The sequence below is a fragment of the Actinoplanes sp. URMC 104 genome (assembly GCF_051386375.1).
Taxonomy (GTDB): domain Bacteria; phylum Actinomycetota; class Actinomycetes; order Mycobacteriales; family Micromonosporaceae; genus Actinoplanes.
The window spans coordinates 2,748,567-2,773,453 of sequence record NZ_JBPQTO010000011.1 but is presented as its reverse complement, the minus strand read 5'-3'; the positions used below and the strand labels follow the sequence as shown (position 1 = coordinate 2,773,453).

Genomic DNA, 24,887 nt, shown 5'->3' with positions numbered 1-24,887 from the left:
CGGCGGATCGTGAGTGACACTGGTGGGCCGGACGTGACGGAGGAGTTGCGGCCGCCCTGGGACGAGGACCCCGACGACCTGTACGAGCACGCGCCGTGCGGGTATCTGACCACGCTCCCCGACGGCACGATCGTCCGGGTCAACCAGACGTTCCTGAGCTGGACGGGCTACACGCGCGGCGAGCTGGTGGGGCACCGCCGGTTCCGTGACCTGCTCAACGCCGGCGGGCAGATCTACCACGAGACCCACTACGCCCCGCTGCTGCGCATGCAGGACGAGGTGCACGAGCTCGCCTTCGACGTGGTCTGCTCGGACGGCAGGCACCTGCCGACGCTGGTGAACTCGACGCTCGGCCGCGACGACGCCGGTCAGCCCCGCGCCATCCGCACGACCCTGTTCAACGCCACCGAGCGCCGGCAGTACGAGCGCGAGCTGCTGCTGGCCCGGCAGACCGCCGAGGCCTCCGAGCGCCGGGTCCGGGTGCTCCAGCAGATCGTGGCCGACCTGGCGGCCGCGCCCACCGAGGCCGAGGTGGCCGAGGCGGTGGTCCGCGCGCCCGAGGCGGCCTTCGGCGCGGCCAGCAGCAGCATCTACCTGGTCGACGACGAGCGCGACACGATCGTCGCGGTCGCCTCGACCGACCCGACCACCGGCAACTGGGACGACATGCCGCGCTCCTCGCCGCGGGCCGTGGCCCAGGTCGCCGAGCGCGGCGACCTGCACGTGGTGGGCTCGCTGGCCCAGGCGCGCGAGCACTTCCCCGACCTGGTCGACACCATGCGCCGCTCCGGCCGCAACACGGTGGTGCTGCTGCCGCTGACCACCGGCCCGGCCGACGAGGGCGCCGGCGTGGCGACCCTCGGCGTGCTGGCGTTCAGCTTCAAGGGCGAGCGCAGGCTCACCGACGGGGAGCTGCGGGTCGTACGCCTCCTCGGCCAGCAGGCGGGGCAGGCGCTCGACCGGGCCCGGCTCTACGACGACGTGCGCCGCCGCGAGGACCGGGCGTCGTTCCTGGCCGCGACCACCCGCTCGCTCGACGAGCTGCACCGGCTGCTGCCGCGCACCCGCCGGCTCGTCGACCGGATCGTGCCCGAGATCGCCGACTGGGCCGAGGTGCGGCTGCACGTGGGCACCACCCCGCTGGTCGAGGACGGCGGCGGCCCGCGCCCCGACGAGGAGGTGCTGACCCAGCGCCTGGGCAAGGTGGCGGCCAGCGGCGAGCCGGTCTTCGCGGCCGAGGACGACGAGCTGGACTACTCGGTGCTGCCGTTGACCGCCCGGGGCCTCGTGCTCGGCACGCTGGCGCTGCGGCTGGCCTCCGAGGGCCGCGGCGCGGCGGCCGAGCGGACGTTCCTCATCGAGCTGGCCGACCGGGCCGGGCTCGCGCTCGAGAACGCCCGGCTCTACGAGCAGGAGCGCCAGATCGCCCGGACGCTGCAGCGCAGCCTGCTGGCCGGCGACCTGCCCGGCGGCGACAGCCGGTTCGCGGTGGAGACCTACTACCAGGCCGCCACGCACGACCTCGAGGTCGGCGGCGACTGGTTCGACGCGTTCCTCATCACCCACGACAAGCTGGCGCTGGTGGTCGGCGACGTGGTGGGCCGGGGGATAGAGGCGGCCACCACGATGGGGCAGCTGCGCAGCGCCGTCCGCGCGCTCGCCTCCAACGAGAACGGGCCGGCCCGGCTGATCGAGGGGCTGGACCGGTTCGTCGACCGGGTGGAGTCGGCGCGGATGGCCACGGTGGCGTACGTCGAGATCGACCTGGCGAGCGGCGAGGTGGCGTACTCCTGCGCCGGTCACCTGCCCCCGCTGCTGCTGCAGCCGGTCGGCTCGCCGGAGTTCCTGCTGCGGGGCCGCTCGGCGCCGCTGGGCTCCAAGGCCGGCGACACCCGGCGCACCGAGGACCGGATGCGCCTGCCCGCCGGCAGCCGCCTGCTGCTCTACACCGACGGGCTGATCGAGCGCCGCACCCGCCCCATCGACCAGGGCTTCGAGGTGCTCGCCCGGGAGTACGCGAGACGCCGCGACGCGCCGCTGCAGGGGCTGCCGGCCGGGCTCGCCGACACCCTGGTCGGCCGCGACCACTCCGACGACGTCTGCATGCTGTGCGTGACGCTCGGCACCGAGGAGCGCATCGAGCGCACGATCGGCGCCGACCGCATGCAGATCGCGCTGCTCCGCGCCGACCTGCGGGGCTGGCTGACCGCGCACGGCGTCGAGCCGGTGTGCCGCGACGCGGTGCTGCTGGCCTGCTCCGAGGCGGTGGCCAACGCGATCGAGCACGGCTACCGCGACGACCCGTTCGGGATGATCGACGTGGTCGCCACGGTGACCGCCGACGCGGTCGAGGTGCGGGTGACCGACCGCGGCACGTGGCGCGGCCCGGTCACCGACGTGGCCCGGGGCCGCGGGCTCCAGCTCATCCGCGAGTCGATGGACCAGGTGCTCTTCGACCGCGGCGACGGAACGACGGTGACGATGCGGCGGGGCCGCCGGGAGGCCTCATGATGGAGTTCACGCGGGGCGGCCTGCCCGTGCCGACCGACCGGCTGGACCGCTGGGTCACGTTCTCGCAGCTGGGCGACGCCGAGGTGGTGTCGCTCAACGGGGAGATCGACCTGGCGAACGCGCCCGAGATCGGCAAGGCGATCGTCGAGCGGATCCAGTCGGCGGGCAAGGTGGTGATCGACCTGACCACCGTCTCGTTCCTCGACAGCGCCGGGGTGCGGCTGCTCGACGCGCTGATCGGCGACCTCAGCGACCACGGCACCCCGACCCGTCTGGTGGTGGGGGAGACCGGCGCCGCCCGGATGACCCTGCAGCTGTGCGCGTTCCGCGAGGACCTTCTGGCCACCAGCCTGGACCGGGCGGCAGCGGAGATCGGTTCCTGAACGCGTACCCTTGAGGCCCATGAGCGTACGTTCCGTCTTCCCGCAGCTCGAGCAGCTGCTGCCCCGGGTCAGCAAGCCGATCCAGTACGTGGGCGGCGAGCTCGGCGCCGTCGTCAAGGACTGGGACGCCACCACCGTCCGGTGGGCGCTGATGTACCCCGACGCGTACGAGGTGGGCCTGCCCAACCAGGGCGTGCAGATCCTCTACGAGGTGCTCAACGAGCAGCCCGACGTGCTTGCCGAGCGCACGTACGCGGTGTGGCCCGACCTCGAGGCGCTGATGAAGGAGCACGGCGTCCCGCAGTTCACCGTCGACGCCCACCGCCCGGTCAAGGCCTTCGACGTGCTCGGCCTCTCATTCGCCACCGAGCTGGGCTACACCAACATGCTCTCGGCGCTCGACCTCGCCGGCATCCCGCTGGACAGCGCGGACCGCGGCGACGACGACCCGATCGTGCTCGCCGGCGGCCACGCCAGCTTCAACCCCGAGCCGATCGCCGACTTCATCGACGCCGCCGTGCTCGGCGACGGCGAGGAGGCCGTCCTCGAGATCACCGGCATCATCCGGGAGTGGAAGGCCGAGGGCCGCCCCGGCGGCCGCGACGAGCTGCTGCTGCGCCTGGCCGCCACCGAGAGCATCTACGTGCCGCGCTTCTACGACGTCGACTACCTGCCCGACGGGCGCATCCTGCGCGTGGTGCCCAACCGTCCCGACGTGCCGTTCCGCGTCAACAAGCGCACGACGATGGACCTCGACGCCTGGCCCTACCCCAAGAAGCCGCTGGTCCCGCTCGCCGAGACGGTCCACGAGCGCTACGCGGTCGAGATCTTCCGCGGCTGCACGCGCGGCTGCCGCTTCTGCCAGGCCGGCATGATCACCCGCCCGGTGCGGGAGCGCTCGATCACCACGGTCGGCCAGATGGTCAAGGAGGGCCTCGAGTACTCCGGCTTCAGCGAGGTCGGCCTGCTGTCGCTCTCCAGCGCCGACCACTCCGAGATCGGCGACATGTGCTCCGGCCTGGCCGAGCAGTACGAGGGCACCAACGTCTCGCTGTCGCTGCCCTCCACCCGCGTCGACGCCTTCAACATCGACCTCGCCCAGGAGCTGTCCAAGAACGGCCGCCGTACGGGCCTGACGTTCGCCCCCGAGGGCGGCTCCGAGCGCATCCGCAAGGTCATCAACAAGATGGTGACCGAGGAGGACCTGATCCGTACGGTCGTCACGGCGTACAGCAACGGCTGGCGGCAGGTGAAGCTCTACTTCATGTGCGGGCTGCCCACCGAGACCGACGACGACGTGCTGCAGATCGGCCGCATGGCGCACGAGGTGATCAAGGCGGGGCGGGAGGCCGCGGGCACCAAGGACATCCGCTGCACGGTGTCGATCGGCGGGTTCGTGCCCAAGCCGCACACCCCGTTCCAGTGGGCGCCGATGGAGCGGCCCGAGGTCATCGACGCGCGGCTCAAGATGCTCAAGCAGGAAATCAACAGCGACCGGTCGCTGGGCCGCGCGATCGGCTACCGCTACCACGACGGCGAGCCGTCGCTGATCGAGGGCCTGCTCTCGCGCGGCGACCGCCGGGTGGGCGCGGTGCTGCGCCGCGTCTGGGAGAAGGGCGGCCGCTTCGACGGCTGGAGCGAGCACTTCTCGTACGCCCGGTGGGTCGAGGCCTGCGCCGAGGTGCTGCCGCAGTTCGGGGTCGACCTCGACTGGTACACCACGCGCGAGCGCCAGCACTCCGAGGTGCTGCCGTGGGACCACCTGGACTCGGGCCTCGACAAGGACTGGCTCTGGCAGGACTGGCAGGACGCCATGTCCGGCTACGAGCAGGACGACTGCCGCTGGACCCCGTGCTTCGACTGCGGCGTCTGCCCGTCGATGGACACCGAGATCCAGATCGGCCCCACCGGCAAGAAGCTGCTGCCGCTGACTCCGGTGAACTCGCTGCGGGTGCCCGTCTGACATGGCTCCCAAGAACCAGCCCGTCGGCGGTCAGGCGCCGGTCGTCCAGCGCATCCGGATCCGCTACGCCAAGCGCGGCCCGCTGCGCTTCACCTCGCACCGCGACTTCGCCCGCGCGTTCGAGCGGGCGTTGCGGCGCGCGGCCGTGCCGATCGCCTTCTCCCAGGGCTTCACCCCCCACCCCAAGATCTCGTACGCCAGCGCCGCCCCCACCGGCGTGGGCAGCGAGGCCGAGTACCTGGAGATCGGGTTGCAGGCCGAGGTCGACCCCGATCAGCTGCGCCGGGCCCTCGACGCCGCGCTCTCGCCGGGGCTCGACGTCCTCGACGCGGTCGTGGCCGGCGGGGGCAGCCTGGCCGACCGGATCGACGCCTCGCACTGGCGGATCGAGCTGCCCCAGGTCGATCCGGCGGCGGCCGAGGCTGCGGTCAAGGCGTTCGCCGACCACGAAGAAGTGCTGGTCGAGCGCATGACCAAGCAGGGCCGGCGCTCGTTCGACGCCCGTCAGGCAGTGACCCGCATCAGTGTGATGCAGCAGTCCGCCGTACCTTCCGAGGCGGACGGCGCACCGTGTGCGATAATCGACCTTGTCGTACGACAGGTGACGCCCGCCGTACGTCCCGATGACGTCCTTTCCGGCCTGCGCGTAGCGGCGGGCCTGGAGCCGCCGGTGCCCCCGCGGGTGATCCGGCTGGCCCAGGGCACGCTCACCGAGCAGGGGGAGATCGTCGATCCGTTGGACGCGGATCGCGAGGACGCTTCCATCGGAGGTCGCTAGCTGCCCGCAGCCGGCGTCCGTTGACAGACTTCGGCAGCCCGTCCGCTCACCCGGCGGGACCGAAATACTTGCGGCGACCCTGCGTGGCAGCGCTCAAACGCGCCCGGGGCCGCCAGAACTGGAGAGCGCCCCATGCTCGATAACGAGCCCCAGGACAACTTGGGAGAGCAGGGCGGTGAAGGGGCCGGAGCTGCCACTCCGCCCGAGACCGCCGCAACTACGACCCCTGCGCGCCGCACGCGGGCCCCACGCCGCAAGGCGGCGGCCCCCGCGGCGCAACCGCCGGCCGACGCCCCGGGCGCCGAGCCGGGCGCGGCCATCGAGGCCGCCGGAGCCCAGGACGCGGCCGCGAGCCCGTCCGATCCGATAGCGGGCGTGCACGAGTCGCCGGCCGCTTCCGCCTCGAGCGCGCCGGCGTCCACCGGCGCCGAGACGGCTCCCGCCTCGATCCCCGCCTCCGCGGAGGAGGCGCCGGCCAAGCCGGTCAAGGCCACCCGCAGCCGCCGCAAGGCAGCGGCGCCGGCCGCCGCTCCGGCCGCTGAGCCCGCCCCGTCCGAGGACGGTGGCGAGGTCGCACCCCCGGTCAAGGCCACCCGCAGCCGTCGCAAGAAGGCCGCGGCGCCCGCCGCTTCCTCGGCCGACGCGCCTGACTCGTCCGGCGCTGCCGCTTCCGCGAGCTCCGACCCCGCCGCTTCCGCGAGCCCCGATCCCGCTGCTGCCGTGAACCCGGACGCCGCTGCTTCGGCGCCGTCGGGTGCCGCGGCCACCACCGCTGGGCAGGCCGGCCGGTCGGGCGCGCCCGCTGAGCCGGTGCGGGTCGAGGCGCTGGTCGAGGGCGAGGAGCCCGCGGTCGAGGAGCCGACCGCCGAGGAGCCGGCCGCCGGGGAGCCGACGCCGATCATCGGGGTGATTCCGCTCGACGCCGACTTCGTCGAGGAGCCGCCCGCTCCGCGCCGGGGACGGCGTGCCGCGGCGCTGCCGCCTGCCGTGCTGTTCATGCCGCCGGACCCGACCGAGGCCGCGCCGGCCCCGGCTCGCCGGTCGCGCCGCGGTGCCGCCGCCGTGCCGCCCGCGGTGGCCGAGGTGCCGCCCGCGGTGGCGGACGTTCCCGCGGTCTCCGAGGCGGAGACCGAGGTCGCCGACCTGCCCGTCGCCGTCGAGGAGCCCGCCGAGACCGGCCGCCGCAGCCGGCGTCGCCGCCGCGGCGCCGCCGAGGAGCCGGCCGAGGTCGTGGCCGCCGAGGTCACCGCGCCGCCCGCCGACGAGGCGGTGGACGAGGCCGACGAGAGCGCCGACGACGTCGAGGACGGCATCGAGGACGAGAGCGACGAGGACGACGACAGCGCGGCCGGTCGCCGCCGCCGCCGTCGTGGCCGCCGCGGCCGCGGGCGGGGCAAGGGCCCGGCCGAGGACGGCGAGCAGGACGAGGACGACGACGCCGACCAGGGCGCCGAGGCGTCCGCCGACGACGCCGAGGCCGAGGACGAGGACGACGCCGAGGACGGCGAGGGCGTGACCCGCCGCCGCCGGCGCCGCCGCCGGAAGGGCTCGAGCGGGGACGCCGAGACCGGCGGTATCGAGGACGGCGTGCACACGGTCGTGCGGGTGCGCGAGCCCCGGCGCTCCGACGAGGTGCAGGGCGTCTCCGGCTCGACCCGGCTCGAGGCCAAGCGCCAGCGCCGCCGCGACGGCCGGGAGCAGCGCCGCACCCGTCCGCCGATCCTGAGCGAGTCGGAGTTCCTGGCCCGCCGCGAGGCGGTCGACCGGGTGATGGTCGTGCGGCAGAAGCCGGACCGCACCCAGATCGCCGTCCTGGAGGACGGGATCCTGGTCGAGCACTACGTGTCGCGCAGCACCTCCGGCACGATGGTCGGCAACGTCTACCTCGGCAAGGTGCAGAACGTGCTGCCCAGCATGGAGGCGGCGTTCGTGGACATCGGCCGGGGCCGCAACGCGGTGCTCTACGCCGGCGAGGTCAACTGGGACGCCACCGGCCTCGAGGGCCGCGCCCGCTCGATCGAGCAGGCGCTGCGCTCCGGCGACTCGGTGCTGGTGCAGGTGACCAAGGACCCGATCGGGCACAAGGGCGCCCGGCTGAGCAGCCACATCGCGCTCTCCGGCCGGCACCTGGTCTACGTGCCCAACGGCAACGCCTCGGGGATCAGCCGCAAGCTGCCCGACAACGAGCGCAAGCGCCTGCGGGACGTGCTCAAGAAGCTCGTGCCCGACGGCGCCGGCGTGATCGTGCGGACCGCGGCCGAGGGCGCCAGCGAGGACGACCTGGCCCGCGACGTCAAGCGGCTGCAGGCGCAGTGGGAGGAGATCCAGCACCGGGCGGCCGAGGGGCACGCGCCGGTCGCGCTCTCCGAGGAGCCCGACCTGGTCATCCGCGTGGTCCGCGACCTGTTCAACGAGGACTTCCGCGAGCTGATCGTGCAGGGCGACTCGGCGTACGGCGAGCTGGAGAACTACCTCAACTCGGTGTCGCCGGACCTGCTGGAGCGGATGCACCGCTACACCGGCTCCGGGGACGTGTTCGCCGACAAGCGGATCGACGAGCAGATCCTCAAGGGCCTGGACCGCAAGGTGTTCCTGCCCTCGGGCGGCCACCTGGTGTTCGACCGCACCGAGGCGATGACCGTGGTCGACGTCAACACCGGCAAGTACACCGGCGCGGGCGGCAACCTCGAGGAGACGGTGACCCGCAACAACCTCGAGGCGGCCGAGGAGATCGTCCGGCAGCTGCGGCTGCGCGACCTCGGCGGCATCGTGGTCATCGACTTCATCGACATGGTGCTCGAGAGCAACCGCGAGCTGGTGCTGCGGCGGCTCACCGAGTGCCTGGGCCGCGACCGCACGAAGCACCAGGTCACCGAGATCACCTCGCTGGGCCTGGTGCAGATGACCCGCAAGCGGATCGGCTCGGGCCTGCTCGAGGCGTTCAGCGAGACCTGCGACCACTGCAAGGGCCGCGGTGTGCTGATCCACACCGAGCCGGTGCCGGAGAAGCGGTCGAACGGCGCCGCGAACCAGGTCAAGGCGGTGGCGGCGGCGGCCCGTACGGAAACCGCTCCCGCCCAGCAGCAACAGCAGCCCAGCGGCAAGTCCCGGCGTCGTCGCGGTGGCGGCGGCGGTGGGGAGATCGCGGCCGTCGAGCCCGTCGTCGAGCCGGCCGTCGCCGAGGCGGCGCCCGAGGTGGTCGCCGAGCCGGTGACCGAGGCGGTCGCCGAGCCGATGTCGCCGGTGACCGAGGCGGCACGGCCCGAGGGCGACGACCCGGCGGCGGAGACCGCGGGCCTGCCCCCGGTGGCCGGCTCGGGCATCGTCACCGCGAGCCGCCCGGCGCTGACCAGCTCGGAACCGGACGACGACTACGACATCAGCGGCTACGACCTGTCGCGCTACGAGTCGCTCGAGCCGGAGGCCGAGACCGAGCCGCTGCGGCTCACCGGTGCGGACGACCCGGACGCGGCCGACGAGGACGAGGACGACGACGCGGTGGACTCGGGAGCCGCCCGGCGCCGCTCGCGGCGTGGCGGTGCGAGGCGGCGTACCCGGCCCTGACCCGGCCGGCACATCGACGGGAGCGGTTCGGTAAAGAAAGTTAACTGACCCGGCCGCTTCCGTCGTGATGTCGGTTACCCTCGCGGGACCTCTTTCCCCTTCCCCCGAGGAGACCGAGTCCCCATGCACCACCTCGCCCTGCGTCAGGGTCTTGCCGCATGCGCCGCCCTGGCCGCCCTGGCTGTGACGACGGCCTGCTCCGACGATTCCTCCGGCGCCACCGACGCCACCGCGGCCACCCCCGCGGCCGCCGCCACGGCCGTCCCGCCCGCGCCGGTCGACCCCGCCGTCGCCGCCTCGGCCGACGCCGCCCTCGCCGGCGACACCCGGCAGATCTGCGCCCAGGCCGAGCGGGCCGGCGCCGGGTTCGGCGAGCTGTTCGTGGCCGGCCGCAAGCTGCGGGCCGAGGCCGCCGGCAAGGGGGCGGCCGCAAGGCAGCAGGCCGCCGAGAAGACCTCGCGGGACGTGCAGAACTACTCGTACGCGCTCGCCGACATGGCCGGACTGACCACCGACCCGGCGCTCAAGAAGGCGCTCACCGAGATGAGTGCGCAGGTCAAGGCGCTCAAAGGTGACGTCTCCAAGATCAACGATGCGAAGATCTCGGCGTGGGCGGCCCGGCTCGGCAAGGCCTGCGGGAAAGGTTGAGCCGTCCCCGGTTTGGGTTCGGCACGCCTGATGAAGTACGCTTTCTGACGGCGCTTTTGCAGGTGCCGTGTTTCCGTGCCCGCCTCTGGTGAGAGCCGGGAATCAAGCTTCATCCGCCAAGCAGCGCTCCTCGCTGCGTAAGTCTCAGGGAGTCCGCGTCCGATGTACGCGATCGTCAAGACCGGCGGCAAGCAGTACAAGGTTGCCGAGGGCGACGTGATCGAGGTTGAGAAGCTCGCGGGTGTGCCCGGCGACTCGCTGAAGCTCGCCGCGGTCCTCCTCGTCGACGGTGACAACCTGGTGACCGACGCGGCCAAGCTTGCCAACGTTACGGTGTCCGGCGAGATCGCCGAGCACACCAAGGGTCCGAAGATCCGGATCCACAAGTTCAAGAACAAGACCGGTTACCACAAGCGCCAGGGGCACCGTCAGCCGCTGACGAAGATCAAGGTCACCGGCATTCAGAGCGGGAAGTAAGGGGCGGATCACTCATGGCTCACAAAAAGGGTGCCTCCAGCTCGCGTAACGGCCGTGACTCCGCCGCCCAGCGGCTCGGCGTCAAGCGGTTCGGCGGCCAGCTGGTCAACGCGGGCGAGATCCTGATCCGTCAGCGCGGCACGAAGTTCCACCCGGGCGAGCTGGTCGGCCGCGGCGGCGACGACACGCTGTTCGCGCTGGCCGACGGCAATGTGCTGTTCGGCACGCGGCGCGGCCGCAAGACCGTCAGCATCGTGCCGGTCGCGGAGTAGAGTTTTCTCTCGAAGCGGGCCGCGGACCTCCGGGTCCACGGCCCGCTTCGTTTTGCTTTTCGGCAAGGAGTTGAGCAGTGACCACGTTCGTCGATCGGGTCGTGCTGCACCTGCAGGCGGGTGACGGCGGGCACGGCTGCGTCTCGGTGCGCCGCGAGAAGTTCAAGCCGCTCGGCGGTCCCGACGGCGGCAACGGCGGGCACGGCGGCGGCATCACGCTGGTGGTCGACCCGCAGCAGCACACGCTGCTCGACTTCCACTTCCACCCGCATGTCAAGGCGGCCAACGGCGGCGGTGGCGCGGGCGGCAACCGCGACGGCGCCAACGGCAAGGACCTGGTGCTCAAGGTGCCGGACGGCACGGTCGTGCAGACCGCCGACGGCGAGGTGCTGGCCGACCTGATCGGCGCCGGCACCACCTTCGAGGTGGCCCGCGGGGGCCGGGGCGGCCGGGGCAACGCCTCGCTGGCCAACACCCGCCGCAAGGTGCCGGGTTTCGCCGAGCTGGGCGAGCCGGGCGACCGCCTCGACGTGGTGCTCGAGCTCAAGAGCGTGGCCGACGTGGGCCTGGTGGGCTTCCCGTCGGCCGGCAAGTCGTCGCTGATCTCGGTCATCTCCGCGGCCAAGCCCAAGATCGCCGACTACCCGTTCACCACGCTGGTGCCGAACCTCGGCGTGGTGCAGGCGGGCGACCAGACCTTCACGGTCGCCGACGTGCCGGGCCTGATCCCCGGCGCGGCCACCGGCAAGGGCCTGGGCATGCAGTTCCTGCGGCACATCGAGCGCACCTCGGTGCTGCTGCACGTGCTCGACGCCGCGGCGCTCGAGATCGAGCGGGACCCGCTGGCCGACCTCGACGCGATCGAGGCGGAGCTGGCGGCGTACGGCGGCCTCGAGGACCGGCCCCGGCTCGTGGCGCTCAACAAGATCGACATCCCGGACGGGCGCGACCTGGCCGAGATGGTGCGGCCCGACCTCGAGGCCCGCGGCTACCGCGTCTTCGAGGTCAGCGCGGTCACCCGCGAGGGCCTCAAGGAGCTGGTGTTCGCGCTGGCCGAGACGGTCGCCCAGCACCGCCTCGAGAACCCGGCGCCCGAGCCCACCCGGACCGTCGTGCGGCCCCGCGCGGTCGACGAGTCCGGCTTCACGGTCGAGCAGGACTACGACGGCGTCTACGTCGTGCGCGGCGCCAAGGTCGAGCGCTGGATCCGCCAGACCAACTTCGACAACGACGAGGCCGTGGGCTACCTGGCCGACCGGCTCGAGCGGCTCGGCGTCGAGGACGCGCTGGCCAAGAAGGGCGCCCAGCCCGGCGACCCGGTGCGCATCGGCGAGCGCGAGTTCGACTGGCAGCCCAACGCCGGCGAGTACGTCTCGGGTCCGCGCGGCACCGACGCCCGCCTCGAGGAGGACAACGACCGGGCGACCGCGGCCGAGCGCCTCGCCGCGCGCAAGGCCCGGCGCGTGCGCTCCGACGACGAGCTGCTGCACATGGCCGCCGACGGCACGGTCACGAGCGTGGCGAACGCCCAGCGGCCGGTGCTGGTCACCGATGAGGACGACACCGACGAATAGGGCGTCGTCCAGGTTCGCGCAACTTCCCGGCAAGGGGCGCGGCCTAGGGTCACCCCGTGCTGATCGAAGCCAGGCCCGCCCTGGACCCCGAGCTGGCCGCCCTGGTCGCGGCCCAGCAGCGTGATGGCGGCCCGCCGGTGCTCGACGAGCGCGCGCTGTCGTTCGTCGCGGTCGTCGACGGGCGGGCCGTGGCCTGCGCGTCCTGGCAGCCGCTGCCGCCGGGCGGCGAGGCCGAGCTCACCCGCCTGTACGTGCGGCCCGCCTTCCGCTGCCGCGGCATCGCCCGCCAGCTGATCGTCACGATCGAGGAGGAGGCGCTCGCCGCGGGCCGGCCCGTCCTGCGGGCCACGACCTGCTCGCCCGCGGCGGCAGCGCTGTTCCTGAGCTCCGGTTACCGCCGGATCGCGGACCTGGGCACGTCGGCGTGCTTCTCCCGGCGGCTGGCGGAGTTAGTCCAGTAGGCCGATGGCCGCGCGGGTCCGGCGTACGGTCTCGGCGGCCCGGGGACGCACCCAGGCCCGGCCCTCCGCCAGGATCTTGCGGACGTGGCCGGGGTCCTCCGACAGCTCGGCGTAACGCGCCCGGATCGGCGCGAGCACCGCGTCGACCGCGTCGGTGACCTCCCGCTTGAGCTGCCCGTACGAGGTGAGCTCGCCCGGCTCGCGGTCCGAGCAGGCGCGCAGGATCGCCAGCAGGTTGGTGACGCCGGGCTGCCCGATCGGGTCCTCGCGCACGACGCCGACGGTGTCGGTGACCGCCCGCGCGATCGTCCGCCGGATCACGTCGGGCGGATCGAGCAGCCCGATGCGGCCCGCCGCGGACGGCGAGCTCTTGCTCATCTTGCGGGCCGGGTCGGCGAGGTCCATGATCCGCGCGGCGGACTCGGGACGGACCCCCTCGGGGACGGTGAAGGTCTCGCCGTAGCGGCTGTTGAACCGGGTGGCGACCGTGCGGGCCAGCTCCAGGTGCTGGCTCTGGTCGTCGCCGACCGGCACCTGCTCGACGTCGTGCACGAGGATGTCGGCGGCCATCAGCACGGGGTAGGTCAGCAGGCTGAGCCGCACGTTCTTGCCACCTGCGGACTTCTCCTTGAATTGGATCATCCGGGCGGCCTCGCCGTGGCCGGTCACGCACTCGAGCAGGTAGTGCAGCTCGGTGTGCTCGGGGACCTGCGAGTTGGCGATGATCGCGGTGCGGTCCGGGTCGACGCCGGCTGCGAGCAGCACGGTGGCGACCTGCAGGGTGTTCGCCCGCACCTGCGCGGGGTCGTGCTCGACGGTGAGCGCGTGCAGGTCGGCGATCATCGCGATCGAGGGTCTGTCCTGGGCCTGCACCAGGGGGCGCATGGCGCCGATCAGGTTGCCCAGGTGCAGCTTGCCGGTGGGCTGGAAGCCGGTGAGGCGGCGGGTCATGGTGTCCTCCGTACGAGAAGAGGACCGCGCGCTTTCCGGACATGACAACGGCCGCCCGGAAAGGGCGGCCGCGGTGGTTGGTGCGCGTGGGGTGAGCCGCCCGTCAGGGCAGCCACCAGGCGAGGTTCGCGATGCGCACGGAACAAGCGTACTCCGCGGGGTGCCGGTGGGCGCGCTCCCGCCATGTCGGATGATGGTCGGCATGCCTAGCCTGACGCGCGCCCAGGCCACCGCCCGGGCCGCCACCGTCGACGTCCGTGAGTACCAGCTCGACCTCGATCTGACCGTGGAGGGCGACACCTTCGGCGCGCGTACGGTCGTGCGCTTCGACGCGCAGGAGGGCGGCTCGACGTTCCTCGAGTTCGAGCCGGTGTCCGTCGCGAGCATGACGTTCAACGGCTCGCCGCTGCCCGAGTCGGCCCTGCGCGACGGCCGGCTGCTGCTCACCGGCCTGGCCGCCACCAACGAGCTCGCGGTCGACGCCGTCATGCGCTACTCGAACACCGGCGAGGGGCTGCACCGGTACGTCGACCCGGCCGACGGCTCGGTGTACCTCTACCAGCACATGTTCATCAACAACGCGGGCCGGATCCTGCCCGCCTTCGACCAGCCCGACCTCAAGGCGTCGTACCGCATCAGCGTCACCGCGCCCGCGAGCTGGCGGGTGGCGGCGAACGGCCCGCTGCTGTCGAGCACGGACGGCCGCTGGGAGTTCGGCGCGACCAAGCCGATCCCCACCTACCTCTGCTCGCTGATCGCCGGGCCGTACGCCGAGGTCACCGACTCCCACGACGGAATCCCGCTGGCGCTGTACGCCCGGGCCGCGCTCGCCGGGGCGCTCGAGGCCGACGCTCCCGAGATCTTCGAGATCACCAAGCAGTGCCTCGACCGCTACCACGAGATCTTCGAGATCCGGTACCCGTTCGGCCAGTACCAGCAGGCGTTCGCCCCGGAGTTCAACTTCGGCGCGATGGAGTACCCCGGGCTGGTGGTCTTCCGCGACGAGTTCCTGCACCGCTCGGCGGTCACCGAGAGCGAGCACGAGGCGCGGGCCAACGTGATCGCGCACGAGATGGCGCACATGTGGTTCGGCGACCTGGTCACCATGGCCTGGTGGGACGACCTGTGGCTGAACGAGTCGTTCGCCGAGTACATGGGCACCCGCATCGCGGCCGAGGCGACCCGCTTCCCGGGCACCTGGACGACCTTCGCTATGCAGCGCAAGGCGTGGGGCCTGCGCGCCGACCAGCGCCCGTCCACGCACCCGGTGGCGCCCGAGGAGGTCACCGACACCGACCAGGCGCTGCTGAACTTCGACGGCATCTCGTACGCGAAGGGCGCCGCCGTCCTCAAGCAGCTGGTGGCGTGGGTGGGCGACGAGGCGTTCCGGGCCGGCGTGAACGCGCACTTCGCGGAGCACGCGTACGGCAACGCGACGCTCGCCGACCTGCTGGGCGCGCTGTCCAAGGCGAGCGGGCGTGATCTGAGCGCCTGGGCGGACGTGTGGCTGCGGCAGGCGCAGGTCAACACCCTGCGGACGTCGGTCACGCGCGACGGCCCGGTCTACGGCGAGGTCGCGATCGAGCAGACCGCGGTCGCCGAGCACCCCACGCTGCGGCCGCACCGGCTGGGCATCGGGCTCTGGGACCGGCAGCCCGACGGGACGGTCACGCGGCGCAAACTCGTCGAGGCCGAGGTGGGGGCCGCGGAGCGTACGGTCGTGGCCGAGCTGGCCGGCGAGCCGGTGGCCGACCTGCTGCTGCTCAACGACGGCGACCTGACGTACGCGAAGATCCGGCTCGACGCGGAGTCGGCCGCCGCGGTGCCGGACCTGTTGCCGCTGGTCGGCGACTCGCTGGCCCGCGCGGTGCTCTGGGCGGCCGTGCTCGACGCGGTCGTCGACGGGGAGCGCCCGGTGGCCGAGCTGGTCACGCTCGTGCTGGCCGCGCTGCCGGTCGAGCGCGAGGTGGTCATCGTCGAGGACGTGCTGCGCGCGGCCCGGGGCCTGGTCGACCGGTACACGACGCCGGAGGCCCGCCCGGCCGCCCTGGAAGCGCTCGCGCAGGCCGCCGACCGCCTGCTCGCGGTGTCGGAGCCGGGCGGATCGCTCCAGCTCGCCGCGGCCCGCGGGCTGATCGGCGCCACGGTCGACACCGTGCGGCTGCGCAACTGGCTGGACGGGGTGCAGGTGCCCGCCGGCCTGGCGGTCGACGCGGACCTGCGCTGGCTGATCGTCTATCGGCTGGCCGTGCTGGGCGCGGCGGGCGCCGACGTGATCGACGCCGAGTTCGCGCGCGACCGCAGCGCCACCGGCGAGCAGTGGGCCACCCGCTGCCGCGCCGCCCGGCCCGACCCCGACGCCAAGGCGCTGGCGTGGGCGTCGATCGTCGGCGACGCGACGCTGTCGAACCGGCTGGTCGAGATGACCGCCGCCGGCTTCTGGCAGCCCGAGCAGCTCGACCTGGTCCGGCCGTACGTGCGGCGGTACTTCGCCGAGATGCCCGCGATGATGCGGATCCGCAACGGCATGAGCGCCGAGCGGACGGCCCTGACGGCGTACCCGAACGTGGTCGTCGAGCCGGAGACCCATGATCTGGCGGCCGAGCTGCTCGCCCGGCCGGACCTCGACCCGATCCTGCGGCGGGTCGTGGCGGACTCCGACGACGATCTTCAGCGGGCGCTGGCCGCCCGTTGATCTCCGCGCCTATATTCCTCTGATGGCACCTCGGCGCATCGGGATCATGGGCGGGACGTTCGATCCCGTCCACCACGGTCACCTGGTCGCCGCCAGCGAGGTGCAGGCCCGCTTCGACCTCGACGAGGTCGTCTTCGTGCCCACCGGCCAGCCGTACGAGAAGGGCCGGGTCTCGCCGGCGGAGGACCGCTACCTGATGACGGTCATCGCCACCGCCTCGAACCCGCGCTTCCACGTGAGCCGCGCGGACATCGACCGCGACGGCCCCACCTACACCATCGACACCCTGCGCGACATGCGGTCGATCTACGGCGCCGACGCCACGCTCTACTTCATCACCGGCGCGGACGCGCTCAACCGCATCCTGAGCTGGAAGAACGCGCTCGAGATGCTGGCCGCGGCGCACTTCGTCGGCGTGACCCGGCCCGGCTTCGAGCTCACCGACGACCACCTGCCGGAGGACAGCGTCACGCTGGTCGAGGTGCCCGCGATGGCGATCTCGTCGACCGACTGCCGCGACCGCGTGGCCGCCGGACAACCGGTGTGGTACCTGGTGCCCGACGGTGTCGTGCAATACATCAACAAGCGGGGCCTCTATCGGGGGTCGGGAAATGTCACACCGGTGTGAGACGCTTGAAGAACCAGAAAGCCGACCGAGGGGATCCTCTTGCCCGTCAGCGAACGCGCTCTTGAACTGGCGATGACGGCCGCCCAGGCCGCCGCCGACAAGAAGGCTCAAGACATCGCCGTGATCGATGTCGGCGAGCAGCTCTACATCACCGACGCCTTCGTGATCGCCTCCGCGTCCAACGAGCGGCAGGTCGTCGCGATCGTCGACGCCGTCGAGGAAGCCTTGCTCAACCTCCCCGAGAAGGCCAAGCCCGTCCGCCGTGAGGGCGAGCGCCAGGGGCGGTGGGTGCTGCTCGACTACGTCGACATCGTCGTGCACATCCAGCACACCGAGGAGCGCGAGTTCTACGCCCTCGACAAGCTGTGGAAGGACTGCCCGACGATCCCGTTCGTCGACCGGGCCCTCGCCGACGCCGACGCCACGGGAGCAGCGTGACCACGCTGACCCGGCTGGTCGTCTGGCGCCACGGCAACACCGACTGGAACGCCGGCGGCCTCGTGCAGGGGCAGACCGACGTCGAGCTCAACGCGCTGGGCCGCCAGCAGGCCGTCGACGCGGCCGAGCTGCTGATCAGGATGCGGCCCGACGCGATCGTGGCGAGCGACCTCAAGCGGGCGGCCGACACCGCCGCGGCGCTCGGCGCGCTGACCGGCCTGTCGATCGGCTACGACAAGCGGCTGCGCGAGCGCAACTTCGGCGCCTGGCAGGGTCGCACCATGACCGAGGTCGCCGAGCTCTTCCCCGAGCAGCACGCCCGCTGGAGCGCGGGCCAGGAGGTCGGCGGAGACGTCGAGACGCTCGACGAGCTGGGCAAACGGGTCGCCGACGCGCTCGTCGACGCGGCCGCGCTCGCGCCCTCCGGCGGCACGGTCGTGGTCGCCACGCACGGCGCCGCTGCCCGCCAGGGCGTGGGCCACCTGCTGGGCTGGCCCTCCGACCAGCTGCGCACGCTGCGCGCCCTGCAGAACTGCCACTGGGCCGAGCTGACCCGCGACGCGCAGCGCGGCTGGCAGCTCGCCGCCTACAACGTCGGACCGTTCGGCGACCGCCCGGTGCCGCCGCCCGTCTGAGCCGGGAACCGGCGATGATCCGGTACCGTCCAACCATCATGGTGACTCGTACCGTTCCCGCCGTTCTGCTCCTTGTGCTCGCCGCGGGCTGCGCCGGCACCACCGCAGACACGGGCGCCGCCTCCGCGCCGGCCGCCGCCTCGCCCTCCGCGTCCGAGGTGGTCGACCTGCCCGTGCCCACCGCCAAGACCAGCGGCCCCGCCGGCGAGCCGTCGGCCGGTCGCCCCCTCGAGGGCGCCCGGACCATCAGCGGCACGGTGACCGCCGGCGTCGAGCCGGGCTGCCTGCTGATCACCGACGGCACCGGCTCCCACCTGCTGGTCTTCGACGACCCGGCGATGCGCGCCGAGGCGTCCGTGGGCGCCAAGGTGAAGGTCAACGGCCGGTCCGAGCCGGGCATGATGTCGACCTGCCAGCAGGGCGTGCCGTTCGTCGTGGTGTCGGTCGAGAAGGGCTGAATGAGCTGGGCACAGCCCGATCGGTTACCGTGCCCGCATGCCCGTCGCGGTCGTCACCGACTCCACCGCGTACCTGCCCGCCGAACTCAGCGGCACGTATGACCTGACCGTCGTGCCGCTCACGGTGGTCGTCAACGGCGCCGACGGGCTCGAGGGCCTCGAGATCCAGCCCGCCGAGGTCGCCCGCGCGCTCGGCGAGCGGCGCGGGTCGGTGAGCACGTCACGGCCGGCGCCGTCGCAGTTCGTCGCCGCCTACCGTGAGCTGCTCGACGCCGGCGCCGACGGGATCGTCTCGATCCACCTCTCCGCCAAGCTGTCCGGCACGTTCGAGGCGGCCACGCTGGCGGCCCTCGAGGTGGGCCCCTCGGTCGAGGTTGTCGACAGCGGCACCACCGGGATGGGGCTGGGCTTCGCGGCGCTCGCGGCGGCCGCGGCGGCCCGCGACGGCAAGGACCTGGAGGGCGTGCGGCGCGAAGCGGTCGAGCACGCGTCGCGGGTGAGCACGCTGTTCTACGTCGACACGCTGGAGTTCCTGCGCCGGGGCGGACGGATCGGCGCGGCGTCGGCGCTGCTGGGCACGGCCCTGTCGGTCAAGCCGATCCTGCACGTGGCGGACGGCACGATCGTCGTGAAGGACAAGGTGCGTACGGCCGGGCGGGCGCTCGCGAGGCTGGTCGACCTGGCGGTGGAGGCCTCCGGGGACGGTGAGGTCGACATCGCCGTACACCACCTGGAAGCCCTCGACCGCGCCACGGCGCTCGCCGACGCGGTCGGGATCCGGCTGGGGGACCGGCTGCGGGACAGCTATCTCACCGAGGTCGGGGCCGCGGTCGCGGCGCACGTGGGGCCGGGCCTGGCGGGTGTGGTGGTGCACCGGCGACCCACCTGACCGGGGCGAGGCCGGGCGCCTCCTCGAGGCTCGGCGCGAGCTCCCGCCACGGGACGATCCGGTCCTGCACCTGCACCTCGTCGGCGGTGGGCAGCAGCGAGCGGCCGTCCCACACCGCGCGGGTGCGCCAGCCCTGCTCGTCGTCGCCGACCAGGCACAGCTCGGCGGCGGGCTCGCTCAGGTGGGCGGCCTGCCGGGCGTACTCCTGCACGGCCAGGATCCGTTCGGCGCGTTGCACGACGTGGCGCAGCGGGTGGCCCGCGGGAACGGTGAACGGCACCGTGCAGCCGTCGGGGTCGCTGACGTACGCCATCGGGGTGATCGGCCGGGCGGAGCGGGCGTAGATCTCCTCGGCCTGGGCGAACAGCGCCGCGAGGTGCGGGCTGCCGGCGGCGGTGACCAGCAGCGTGCCGCGCTCGGGGGCGAACGCGACCGGGGTGCCGGCGACCTGGGGCTCGAGGCGCTGCAGCCAGTGCTCGAGGAGCAGGTGCGAGACCCAGTACGCGTCGCCGTTGTCGACGAAGCGGACGATCTCGGTGGGCGTGCCCTGGAGGGTGGCCTGCGTCAGGTTGGCGCGCGCCGCGTCGAACACCTCGGCGGGGCGCACGTTCCAGGCCCGGAGCTGGTCGTCGGAGACGTACGTCATGGCCTCGGGGTGGTCGACGACGACGTACTCGTAGAGGTACGGCATGGCGGGGCGGCGCAGCGGGTTGCCGGGCGTGGCGCCCCGCAGCACGGGCCTGAGCAGCGGGCGTGCCTTCTGCCAGCTCGCGGGGACGGGATTCGGGGCCAGACCCGACACGTACGCCTTGAGGCGCCCGCGGCGTCCCCGGCGCCGCAGGCTCAGCGGCGCGAGGTCGAGGATCATCGGGTCCTTCTGGGCGCCCGTGCGGAACCGGACCTGGAACGCCCGGGCGTCGTAGCGGACGTCCGCGTAGCCGGCCTTGCGCAGCCGCCGCATCAGCTGGGAGGCCAGGCGCGCCCGCGCATACCTTCGCAGCAGGCCCACCAGGTCGCCTCTTTCCGCCTCGGTCTCTGGTCTCAGCTCTTGCGGGCCCGGACCACTCGCGCTTCGAGATCTTCGTCGTAGACGACCTCGCCGTCCAGACCCGCGTTGCGGACGGCCGCGATTGCTCCCGATTGCTGCTCCTCCGTGATCTCGGACAGCAGGATCCCGTCGCTCGACAGCCATTTGGGAGCGCTCCCGGTCACTCGGCGAAAGATATCAAGGCCGTCGGGGCCGCCGTCGAGGGCCAGGCGGGGCTCGTGCTCGCGAGCCTCGGCCGGCAGCAGCGGGATGTGCGCCGTCGCCACATACGGCACGTTCGCGACCAGCACGTCGACCCGTCCCTGCAGGCCCGCGGGCAGGGCGTCGTAGAGATCGCCCTCGTGGACGTGCGCGATACCGTTGTCGCGGGCGCAGGCGACGGCGGTGGCGTCGAGGTCGGCGGCGTGCAGCTCGACCCCGGGACGGCGATGGCGGACAGCCAGGCCCAGGGCGCCGGAGCCGCAGCACAGGTCGACCAGGACCTCGGGGTCGTGCTGGGCGGCCAGGCGGACGAGCAGCTCGCTGCGCACCCGGGGGACGAAGACGCCGGGCCTCAGCCGTACCCGGATGCCGGCGAAATCGGCGTGGCCGACCACCTGCTCGAGGGGCTCGCCGCCGACGCGCCGCTGCACCATCCGCTCGAGCTCGTCGTCGTCCGCGGCGGCCTCCAGGAGCACCGCCGCCTCCTGCTCGGCGAAGACGCAGCCCGCCGCCCGCAGCCGGTTCACAACTTCCACGCCCTCTGCCTTATCACAGTCGGTCCAGTTCGCTGAGTCATCCACAATGCACCGCTGTCCACAGGCCCCGGGGCGCGGGGGCCGGAATTTCTCTAGCGTGCCCGGCGTGCGACAGCGGAGAAGCCCAGACGATCCCGTGGCCCGGCGGCTGCAGACGGTGCTGCCGGTTCCTTGCGACCGCGGCTCGCCCGCCTCGCCCGACCTGGCCGAGGCGGGGGAGCCGCTGGACTGGTCCGACATCATCTCCGCCTGGCCCGACGACGTCGACCTGGAGGCGGCGCCCAGCGCCGTATTTCACCCGCCTGAGCCGGACCGCCCGCCTGGCGTCGACGGTCATCGGGCGGGCACGCCCTGGTCCACGCCGCCGGTTGCGCGCCCTTTTCAGCCCGCCCCCTCGCCGCCGGTGACCGCCCCCGTGCCGCCTCCGGTGCCGGTCAGCCTCGAGACCTCGCACCTTGCCGACGTGATGCCCGAGGCCGAGCCGTTCGGTCTGCGGCCGGCGGCGGGGGTTCGTTCCGCCGGCGTCCGTTCCGTCGTCCCGGGTGGCCGCCCGCTTCCGCCGCCGGGCTGGGTCTCGCCCGAGGATGCCGACGGGCCTCCCGCGAGCTCGCCGGCTCCTGATCCCGTCTCCGTCGGCACCTATGCGTTCGATCCGCGGACGGAGAGCTTCGCGTTCGCGTCGCGCGGGGATCCCGATCCCGGGCCGTCCGAGCCGGAGCTGACCGGGGCGGGCGCCTTCGGCGGCTCGGACGACAAGCGCAGGCGGTTCGGGCTGGGTGCCTTCGACCCGGGGCGGCGCGGTGTGCGTGCGCTGGTGGCGGTTGCCGCCGTGGTCATCGTGATCGCGGCCTTTCTGGCCTGGCGGTCCCGCCCGCGCGTCGATCCGGTCGCGCCGCCGGCGTTCACCGCCACGCAGGCCGCGGACAGTCCCGTGTCTGCGTCGGCATCCGCGGCCTCCGAGGTGGTCGTCGCGGTGGGCGGCAAGGTGCGCAAGCCGGGCCTCGTCCGCCTTGCGGCCGGCGCCCGGGTGGCCGACGCGCTGACCGCGGCCGGCGGAGCGGAACCCGGCGTGGACGTGGCCGTGCTCAACCTCGCCCGCAAGGTCGTGGACGGCGAGCTCATCATGGTCGGCGTCACCCCGCCGCCGGGCGTGGGTCCGCCGAGCGGCGCGCCCGCCGGACCGCCCGGCGCCGGCAGCCTCGTCAACCTCAACACCGCCACCCTCACCGACCTCGACACGCTCCCGGGCGTCGGCCCGGTCCTGGCCCAGCGGATCCTCGACGCGCGCGCGGCGCAGGGCGGCTTCAAGGCCGTCAGCGACCTGCGCAAGGTCGACGGCATCGGCGACGCCCGCTACGAGCAGCTCAAAGACCTGGTGACGGTGTGAGCACGCCATCCGGCCGCCGCTCCTCCGACCGGGCCCGCCCGGCGGTGACCGAGGCGCGCGGTGCGGCCGACCTCCGGCTTGCCGGGTTCGCGGTCGCGGTGTGGCTGTCGGCGCTGGCCGCCCTCTACCTGTCCGCTCGTACGGGCCTGGCACTCGGGGCGGGGGCCGCGATGGCGGCGGGCCTACTCGCGAGCGCGATGGCGCGTTCGCGTGCCTCGCCACGGCGGTGGGTGGGGTTGGCGGTCCTGCTGGGGGTCGTGTGCGGGGCGGTCGCGACCGGAGCGCGGGTCAGCGTCCGGGAGGCGGCGCCGCTGGTGGAGCTCGTGCGCGCGGGGGATCCGGTGTGGATGGAGATGGTCGTACGGGACGATCCGCGGGCCGCGCGGGCGACGGCGGGCAGGCCCCCGACGTACCTCGTGGACGTCGACCTCGAAGCGGTGCGGGCGGAGGACGCGGCGGGTCTGCGGCTGTCCGCGCGCGCGTTGGTGCTGGGCGGCGATCGAGGCTGGCAGGGGCTGCTGCCGGGGCAGCGGGTGACAGCGCGGGGCAAGCTGCTGCCGCCGCGCGGCGGGGACCTGCGGGCGGTGGTGGCGTCCGTGCGCGAGCCGCCCGTGCTGGTGGGCCGTCCGTCGTGGGCGCAGCGGGCGGCGGGCGTGCTGCGCGCGGGGCTGCAGCGTGCCTGTGCGCCGCTGCCGGACCTGCCCGGTGGGCTGCTGCCGGGGCTCGTCGTCGGCGACACGAGCCGCCTGGATCCGGCGCTGGAGGAGGACTTCCGCACCACCGGCATGACGCATCTGAACGCCGTTTCCGGCGCCAACGTGGCGATCGTGCTGGGGGTGGTGCTCTTCGTCGTGCGGCGCACGCGGGCCGGCCCCGTCGTCACCGCACTGGTCTGCGCGGTGGCGCTCGTGGGGTTCGTCATCCTGGCCCGGCCGTCGCCGAGCGTCGTGCGCGCCGCCGCGATGGGGGCCATCGGGCTGGTCGGGCTGGCTTCGGGGCGGCGGCGGGCCGCGCTGCCCGCGCTGGCCGCCGGGGTGGCCGTGCTGATCGTGGCCGACCCGGAGCTGGCGTCGGACCCGGGCTTCGCGCTGTCGGTGCTGGCCACCTCGGGCCTGTTGCTGCTCGCGCCGGTCTGGCGGGACGGGCTCCGGCGCCGCGGCTGCCCGGCGGGGCTGGCCGAGGCGCTCGCCGTGCCGGCCGCCGCGCAGGTGGCGTGCGGGCCGATGGTCGCGGGGCTGTCGGGGACGATCAGCCTCGTCGCCGTGCCGGCGAACCTGCTCGCCGTGCCCGCGATCGCGCCGGCCACGTTGCTGGGCGTCACGGCCGCGCTGATCTCGCCGCTGTGGCCCGCGGGGGCCGAGTTCGCGGCCTGGCTGGGGCACTGGCCCGCGCAGTGGCTCGTGCTGATCGCGACCTCCGGCGCACGGGTGCCCGCGGGCGCGCTGCCGTGGCCGGGCGGGCTCACGGGCGCGCTGCTGCTCGCGGTGATCACCGTCGGGCTGCTGGTGGCCACCCGGCGCCCGCTGATCCGGCGGCTGGTGACCGTGGTGGCGCTCGGGGGAGTGCTGGGCGCTCTGCCCGTACGGCTGCTGGCATCCGGGTGGCCGCCGCCGGGCTGGGTCGTCGTCGCGTGCGCGGTAGGGCAGGGCGACGCGATCGTCCTGCCCGCCGGAGCCGGGCGCGCGGTGGTGGTCGACGCCGGGCCCGAGCCCGACGCGGTCGACCACTGCCTGCGCCGGCTCGGGGTGCGGCAGGTCGCGTTGTTCGTGGTCAGCCACTTCCACGTCGACCACATCGGCGGGGTCGGCGGCGTGTTCCGGGGGCGGGACGTGCGCGCGGTGATCGGCCCCGACTGGCCCGAACCGCTCACCGGCCGGGCCGCCGTCGCCGCTGCCGCCGGGCGCGTGGGGGTGCACGCCGTGGGGCCCGGGTGGGCGTACGCCGTCGGGGGTCTGCGGTTGACCGTCCTCGGCCCGGTGGAGCCGCTGCGGGGCACGAACTCCGACCCGAACAACAACTCGCTGGTGCTGCGGGCCGAGGTGGACGGCCGGACGGTGCTGCTGCCCGGCGACGCCGAGACCGAGGAGCAGGAGGACATGCTCGACCATCTGGGCGCCGACGCCGTACGCGCCGACGTGCTCAAGGTGTCGCACCACGGCAGCAGCTACCAGTCGCCGCGGTTCCTCGACGAGACCCGGCCGGCCGTGGCGCTGGTGTCGGTGGGGCTCGGCAACGACTACGGGCACCCCAACCCGTCGCTGCTGGCCCGCCTGGCCCGCGGCGGTGCGCGGGTGCTGCGTACGGACGAATCGGGTGACCTGGCGGCGGTGGCATCGGGCCGGGGCCTGGCGGTGGTCGCCCGCGGCGACCCACCTGCGCCGTAGGGCGAC

The 24,887-nt window shown here is 73.6% G+C and carries 21 protein-coding genes; 18 read left to right on the top strand and 3 right to left on the bottom strand.

From position 1 onward, the window contains the following. The first annotated feature begins 9 nt into the window (after positions 1-9). The 10 genes from ACSNN8_RS38750 to ACSNN8_RS38705 all read left to right on the top strand — a co-directional run bounded on the left by ACSNN8_RS38750 (position 10) and on the right by ACSNN8_RS38705 (position 12,631). Positions 10-2,511, top strand: coding sequence for a SpoIIE family protein phosphatase (locus ACSNN8_RS38750; protein ID WP_436655385.1), 2,502 nt, complete (start codon positions 10-12; stop codon positions 2,509-2,511). Then, positions 2,508-2,894 carry an STAS domain-containing protein gene (locus ACSNN8_RS38745; RefSeq protein ID WP_436655383.1) on the top strand — a complete coding sequence of 129 codons (387 nt, stop codon included), beginning with the start codon at positions 2,508-2,510 and terminating at the stop codon, positions 2,892-2,894. The genes ACSNN8_RS38750 and ACSNN8_RS38745 overlap by 4 nt, the downstream gene beginning before the upstream one ends. Before the next feature lie 19 nt (positions 2,895-2,913). Next, positions 2,914-4,857 carry a TIGR03960 family B12-binding radical SAM protein gene (locus ACSNN8_RS38740; RefSeq protein ID WP_436655381.1) on the top strand — a complete coding sequence of 648 codons (1,944 nt, stop codon included), beginning with the start codon at positions 2,914-2,916 and terminating at the stop codon, positions 4,855-4,857. Between the two features lies 1 nt (position 4,858). Beyond that, a complete protein-coding gene (locus tag ACSNN8_RS38735) occupies positions 4,859-5,635 on the top strand; it encodes a TIGR03936 family radical SAM-associated protein (protein WP_436655379.1) in 777 nt (258 codons plus the stop codon). A gap of 132 nt (positions 5,636-5,767) precedes the next feature. After that, positions 5,768-9,199, top strand: coding sequence for an Rne/Rng family ribonuclease (locus ACSNN8_RS38730; RefSeq protein WP_436655377.1), 3,432 nt, complete (start codon positions 5,768-5,770; stop codon positions 9,197-9,199). 123 nt (positions 9,200-9,322) lie between these two features. Next, a complete protein-coding gene (locus tag ACSNN8_RS38725; protein ID WP_436655375.1) occupies positions 9,323-9,847 on the top strand; it encodes a hypothetical protein in 525 nt (174 codons plus the stop codon). Positions 9,848-10,009: 162 nt separating this feature from the next. Further along, positions 10,010-10,324: a 50S ribosomal protein L21 gene (gene rplU, locus ACSNN8_RS38720; RefSeq protein ID WP_436655373.1), complete on the top strand. Its 315-nt coding sequence runs from the start codon at positions 10,010-10,012 to the stop codon at positions 10,322-10,324. Between the two features lie 14 nt (positions 10,325-10,338). Then, positions 10,339-10,596: a 50S ribosomal protein L27 gene (gene rpmA / locus ACSNN8_RS38715; RefSeq protein ID WP_436655371.1), complete on the top strand. Its 258-nt coding sequence runs from the start codon at positions 10,339-10,341 to the stop codon at positions 10,594-10,596. A gap of 77 nt (positions 10,597-10,673) precedes the next feature. After that, positions 10,674-12,170 (top strand): GTPase ObgE, encoded by a 1,497-nt coding sequence (gene obgE, locus ACSNN8_RS38710; protein ID WP_436655369.1) that lies wholly within the window; start codon positions 10,674-10,676, stop codon positions 12,168-12,170. Positions 12,171-12,226: 56 nt separating this feature from the next. Continuing rightward, a complete protein-coding gene (locus ACSNN8_RS38705; protein WP_436655367.1) occupies positions 12,227-12,631 on the top strand; it encodes a GNAT family N-acetyltransferase in 405 nt (134 codons plus the stop codon). Here the strand turns inward: ACSNN8_RS38705 and trpS are convergent. Further along, positions 12,620-13,582 (bottom strand): tryptophan--tRNA ligase, encoded by a 963-nt coding sequence (trpS, locus tag ACSNN8_RS38700; protein WP_436655365.1) that lies wholly within the window; start codon positions 13,580-13,582, stop codon positions 12,620-12,622. The two genes, ACSNN8_RS38705 and trpS, sit on opposite strands and share 12 nt — an antisense overlap. Positions 13,583-13,784: 202 nt before the next feature. On the opposite strand from trpS, the gene pepN reads away from it, so the two are divergent. Genes pepN through ACSNN8_RS38670 form a run of 6 tightly spaced genes read left to right on the top strand, consistent with a single transcriptional unit; the run spans position 13,785 to position 19,325 of the window. After that, entirely contained in the window at positions 13,785-16,277 is a 2,493-nt protein-coding gene (gene pepN, locus ACSNN8_RS38695; protein WP_436655363.1) for an aminopeptidase N, read from the top strand. 22 nt (positions 16,278-16,299) lie between these two features. Beyond that, the gene (nadD, locus tag ACSNN8_RS38690; protein WP_436655361.1) at positions 16,300-16,905 is read left to right on the top strand and encodes a nicotinate-nucleotide adenylyltransferase; all 606 of its coding nucleotides are present in this window, start codon (positions 16,300-16,302) and stop codon (positions 16,903-16,905) included. Positions 16,906-16,944: 39 nt separating this feature from the next. After that, entirely contained in the window at positions 16,945-17,343 is a 399-nt protein-coding gene (rsfS, locus tag ACSNN8_RS38685; RefSeq protein WP_436655359.1) for a ribosome silencing factor, read from the top strand. Between the two features lie 5 nt (positions 17,344-17,348). After that, the gene (locus tag ACSNN8_RS38680) at positions 17,349-17,978 is read left to right on the top strand and encodes a histidine phosphatase family protein (protein ID WP_436655602.1); all 630 of its coding nucleotides are present in this window, start codon (positions 17,349-17,351) and stop codon (positions 17,976-17,978) included. Positions 17,979-18,016: 38 nt separating this feature from the next. After that, positions 18,017-18,436: a hypothetical protein gene (locus tag ACSNN8_RS38675; protein WP_436655357.1), complete on the top strand. Its 420-nt coding sequence runs from the start codon at positions 18,017-18,019 to the stop codon at positions 18,434-18,436. 37 nt (positions 18,437-18,473) lie between these two features. Continuing rightward, positions 18,474-19,325: a DegV family protein gene (locus ACSNN8_RS38670; protein ID WP_436655355.1), complete on the top strand. Its 852-nt coding sequence runs from the start codon at positions 18,474-18,476 to the stop codon at positions 19,323-19,325. Here ACSNN8_RS38670 and ACSNN8_RS38665 read toward each other — a convergent pair. Together ACSNN8_RS38665 and ACSNN8_RS38660 are read right to left on the bottom strand one after the other, a co-directional pair. After that, on the bottom strand, positions 19,246-20,334 hold the full coding sequence (locus tag ACSNN8_RS38665; protein WP_436655353.1) for a hypothetical protein: 1,089 nt from the start codon (positions 20,332-20,334) through the stop codon (positions 19,246-19,248). The two genes, ACSNN8_RS38670 and ACSNN8_RS38665, sit on opposite strands and share 80 nt — an antisense overlap. A gap of 32 nt (positions 20,335-20,366) precedes the next feature. Further along, positions 20,367-21,110 (bottom strand): putative protein N(5)-glutamine methyltransferase, encoded by a 744-nt coding sequence (locus tag ACSNN8_RS38660; protein WP_436655351.1) that lies wholly within the window; start codon positions 21,108-21,110, stop codon positions 20,367-20,369. A gap of 466 nt (positions 21,111-21,576) precedes the next feature. Here ACSNN8_RS38660 and ACSNN8_RS38655 point away from each other — a divergent pair, with 466 nt between their 5' ends. Together ACSNN8_RS38655 and ACSNN8_RS38650 are read left to right on the top strand one after the other, a co-directional pair. Then, positions 21,577-22,497: a helix-hairpin-helix domain-containing protein gene (locus ACSNN8_RS38655; protein ID WP_436655599.1), complete on the top strand. Its 921-nt coding sequence runs from the start codon at positions 21,577-21,579 to the stop codon at positions 22,495-22,497. Then, positions 22,494-24,881 (top strand): ComEC/Rec2 family competence protein, encoded by a 2,388-nt coding sequence (locus ACSNN8_RS38650; protein ID WP_436655349.1) that lies wholly within the window; start codon positions 22,494-22,496, stop codon positions 24,879-24,881. Before ACSNN8_RS38655 ends, ACSNN8_RS38650 begins: the two co-directional genes overlap by 4 nt. Positions 24,882-24,887 lie beyond the last annotated feature (6 nt).

What these genes read in the sequence shown, in the direction of transcription:
- ACSNN8_RS38745 (WP_436655383.1), top strand. Translation starts at nt 2,508, where the DNA reads ATGATGGAGTTCACGCGGGGCGGCCTGCCCGTGCCGACCGACCGGCTG.
- ACSNN8_RS38740 (WP_436655381.1), top strand. Translation starts at nt 2,914, where the DNA reads ATGAGCGTACGTTCCGTCTTCCCGCAGCTCGAGCAGCTGCTGCCCCGG.
- ACSNN8_RS38735 (WP_436655379.1), top strand. Translation starts at nt 4,859, where the DNA reads ATGGCTCCCAAGAACCAGCCCGTCGGCGGTCAGGCGCCGGTCGTCCAG.
- ACSNN8_RS38730 (WP_436655377.1), top strand. Translation starts at nt 5,768, where the DNA reads ATGCTCGATAACGAGCCCCAGGACAACTTGGGAGAGCAGGGCGGTGAA.
- ACSNN8_RS38725 (WP_436655375.1), top strand. Translation starts at nt 9,323, where the DNA reads ATGCACCACCTCGCCCTGCGTCAGGGTCTTGCCGCATGCGCCGCCCTG.
- rplU (WP_436655373.1), top strand. Translation starts at nt 10,010, where the DNA reads ATGTACGCGATCGTCAAGACCGGCGGCAAGCAGTACAAGGTTGCCGAG.
- rpmA (WP_436655371.1), top strand. Translation starts at nt 10,339, where the DNA reads ATGGCTCACAAAAAGGGTGCCTCCAGCTCGCGTAACGGCCGTGACTCC.
- trpS (WP_436655365.1), bottom strand. Translation starts at nt 13,582, where the DNA reads ATGACCCGCCGCCTCACCGGCTTCCAGCCCACCGGCAAGCTGCACCTG.
- pepN (WP_436655363.1), top strand. Translation starts at nt 13,785, where the DNA reads ATGCCTAGCCTGACGCGCGCCCAGGCCACCGCCCGGGCCGCCACCGTC.
- nadD (WP_436655361.1), top strand. Translation starts at nt 16,300, where the DNA reads ATGGCACCTCGGCGCATCGGGATCATGGGCGGGACGTTCGATCCCGTC.
- ACSNN8_RS38675 (WP_436655357.1), top strand. Translation starts at nt 18,017, where the DNA reads ATGGTGACTCGTACCGTTCCCGCCGTTCTGCTCCTTGTGCTCGCCGCG.
- ACSNN8_RS38670 (WP_436655355.1), top strand. Translation starts at nt 18,474, where the DNA reads ATGCCCGTCGCGGTCGTCACCGACTCCACCGCGTACCTGCCCGCCGAA.
- ACSNN8_RS38655 (WP_436655599.1), top strand. Translation starts at nt 21,577, where the DNA reads ATGCCCGAGGCCGAGCCGTTCGGTCTGCGGCCGGCGGCGGGGGTTCGT.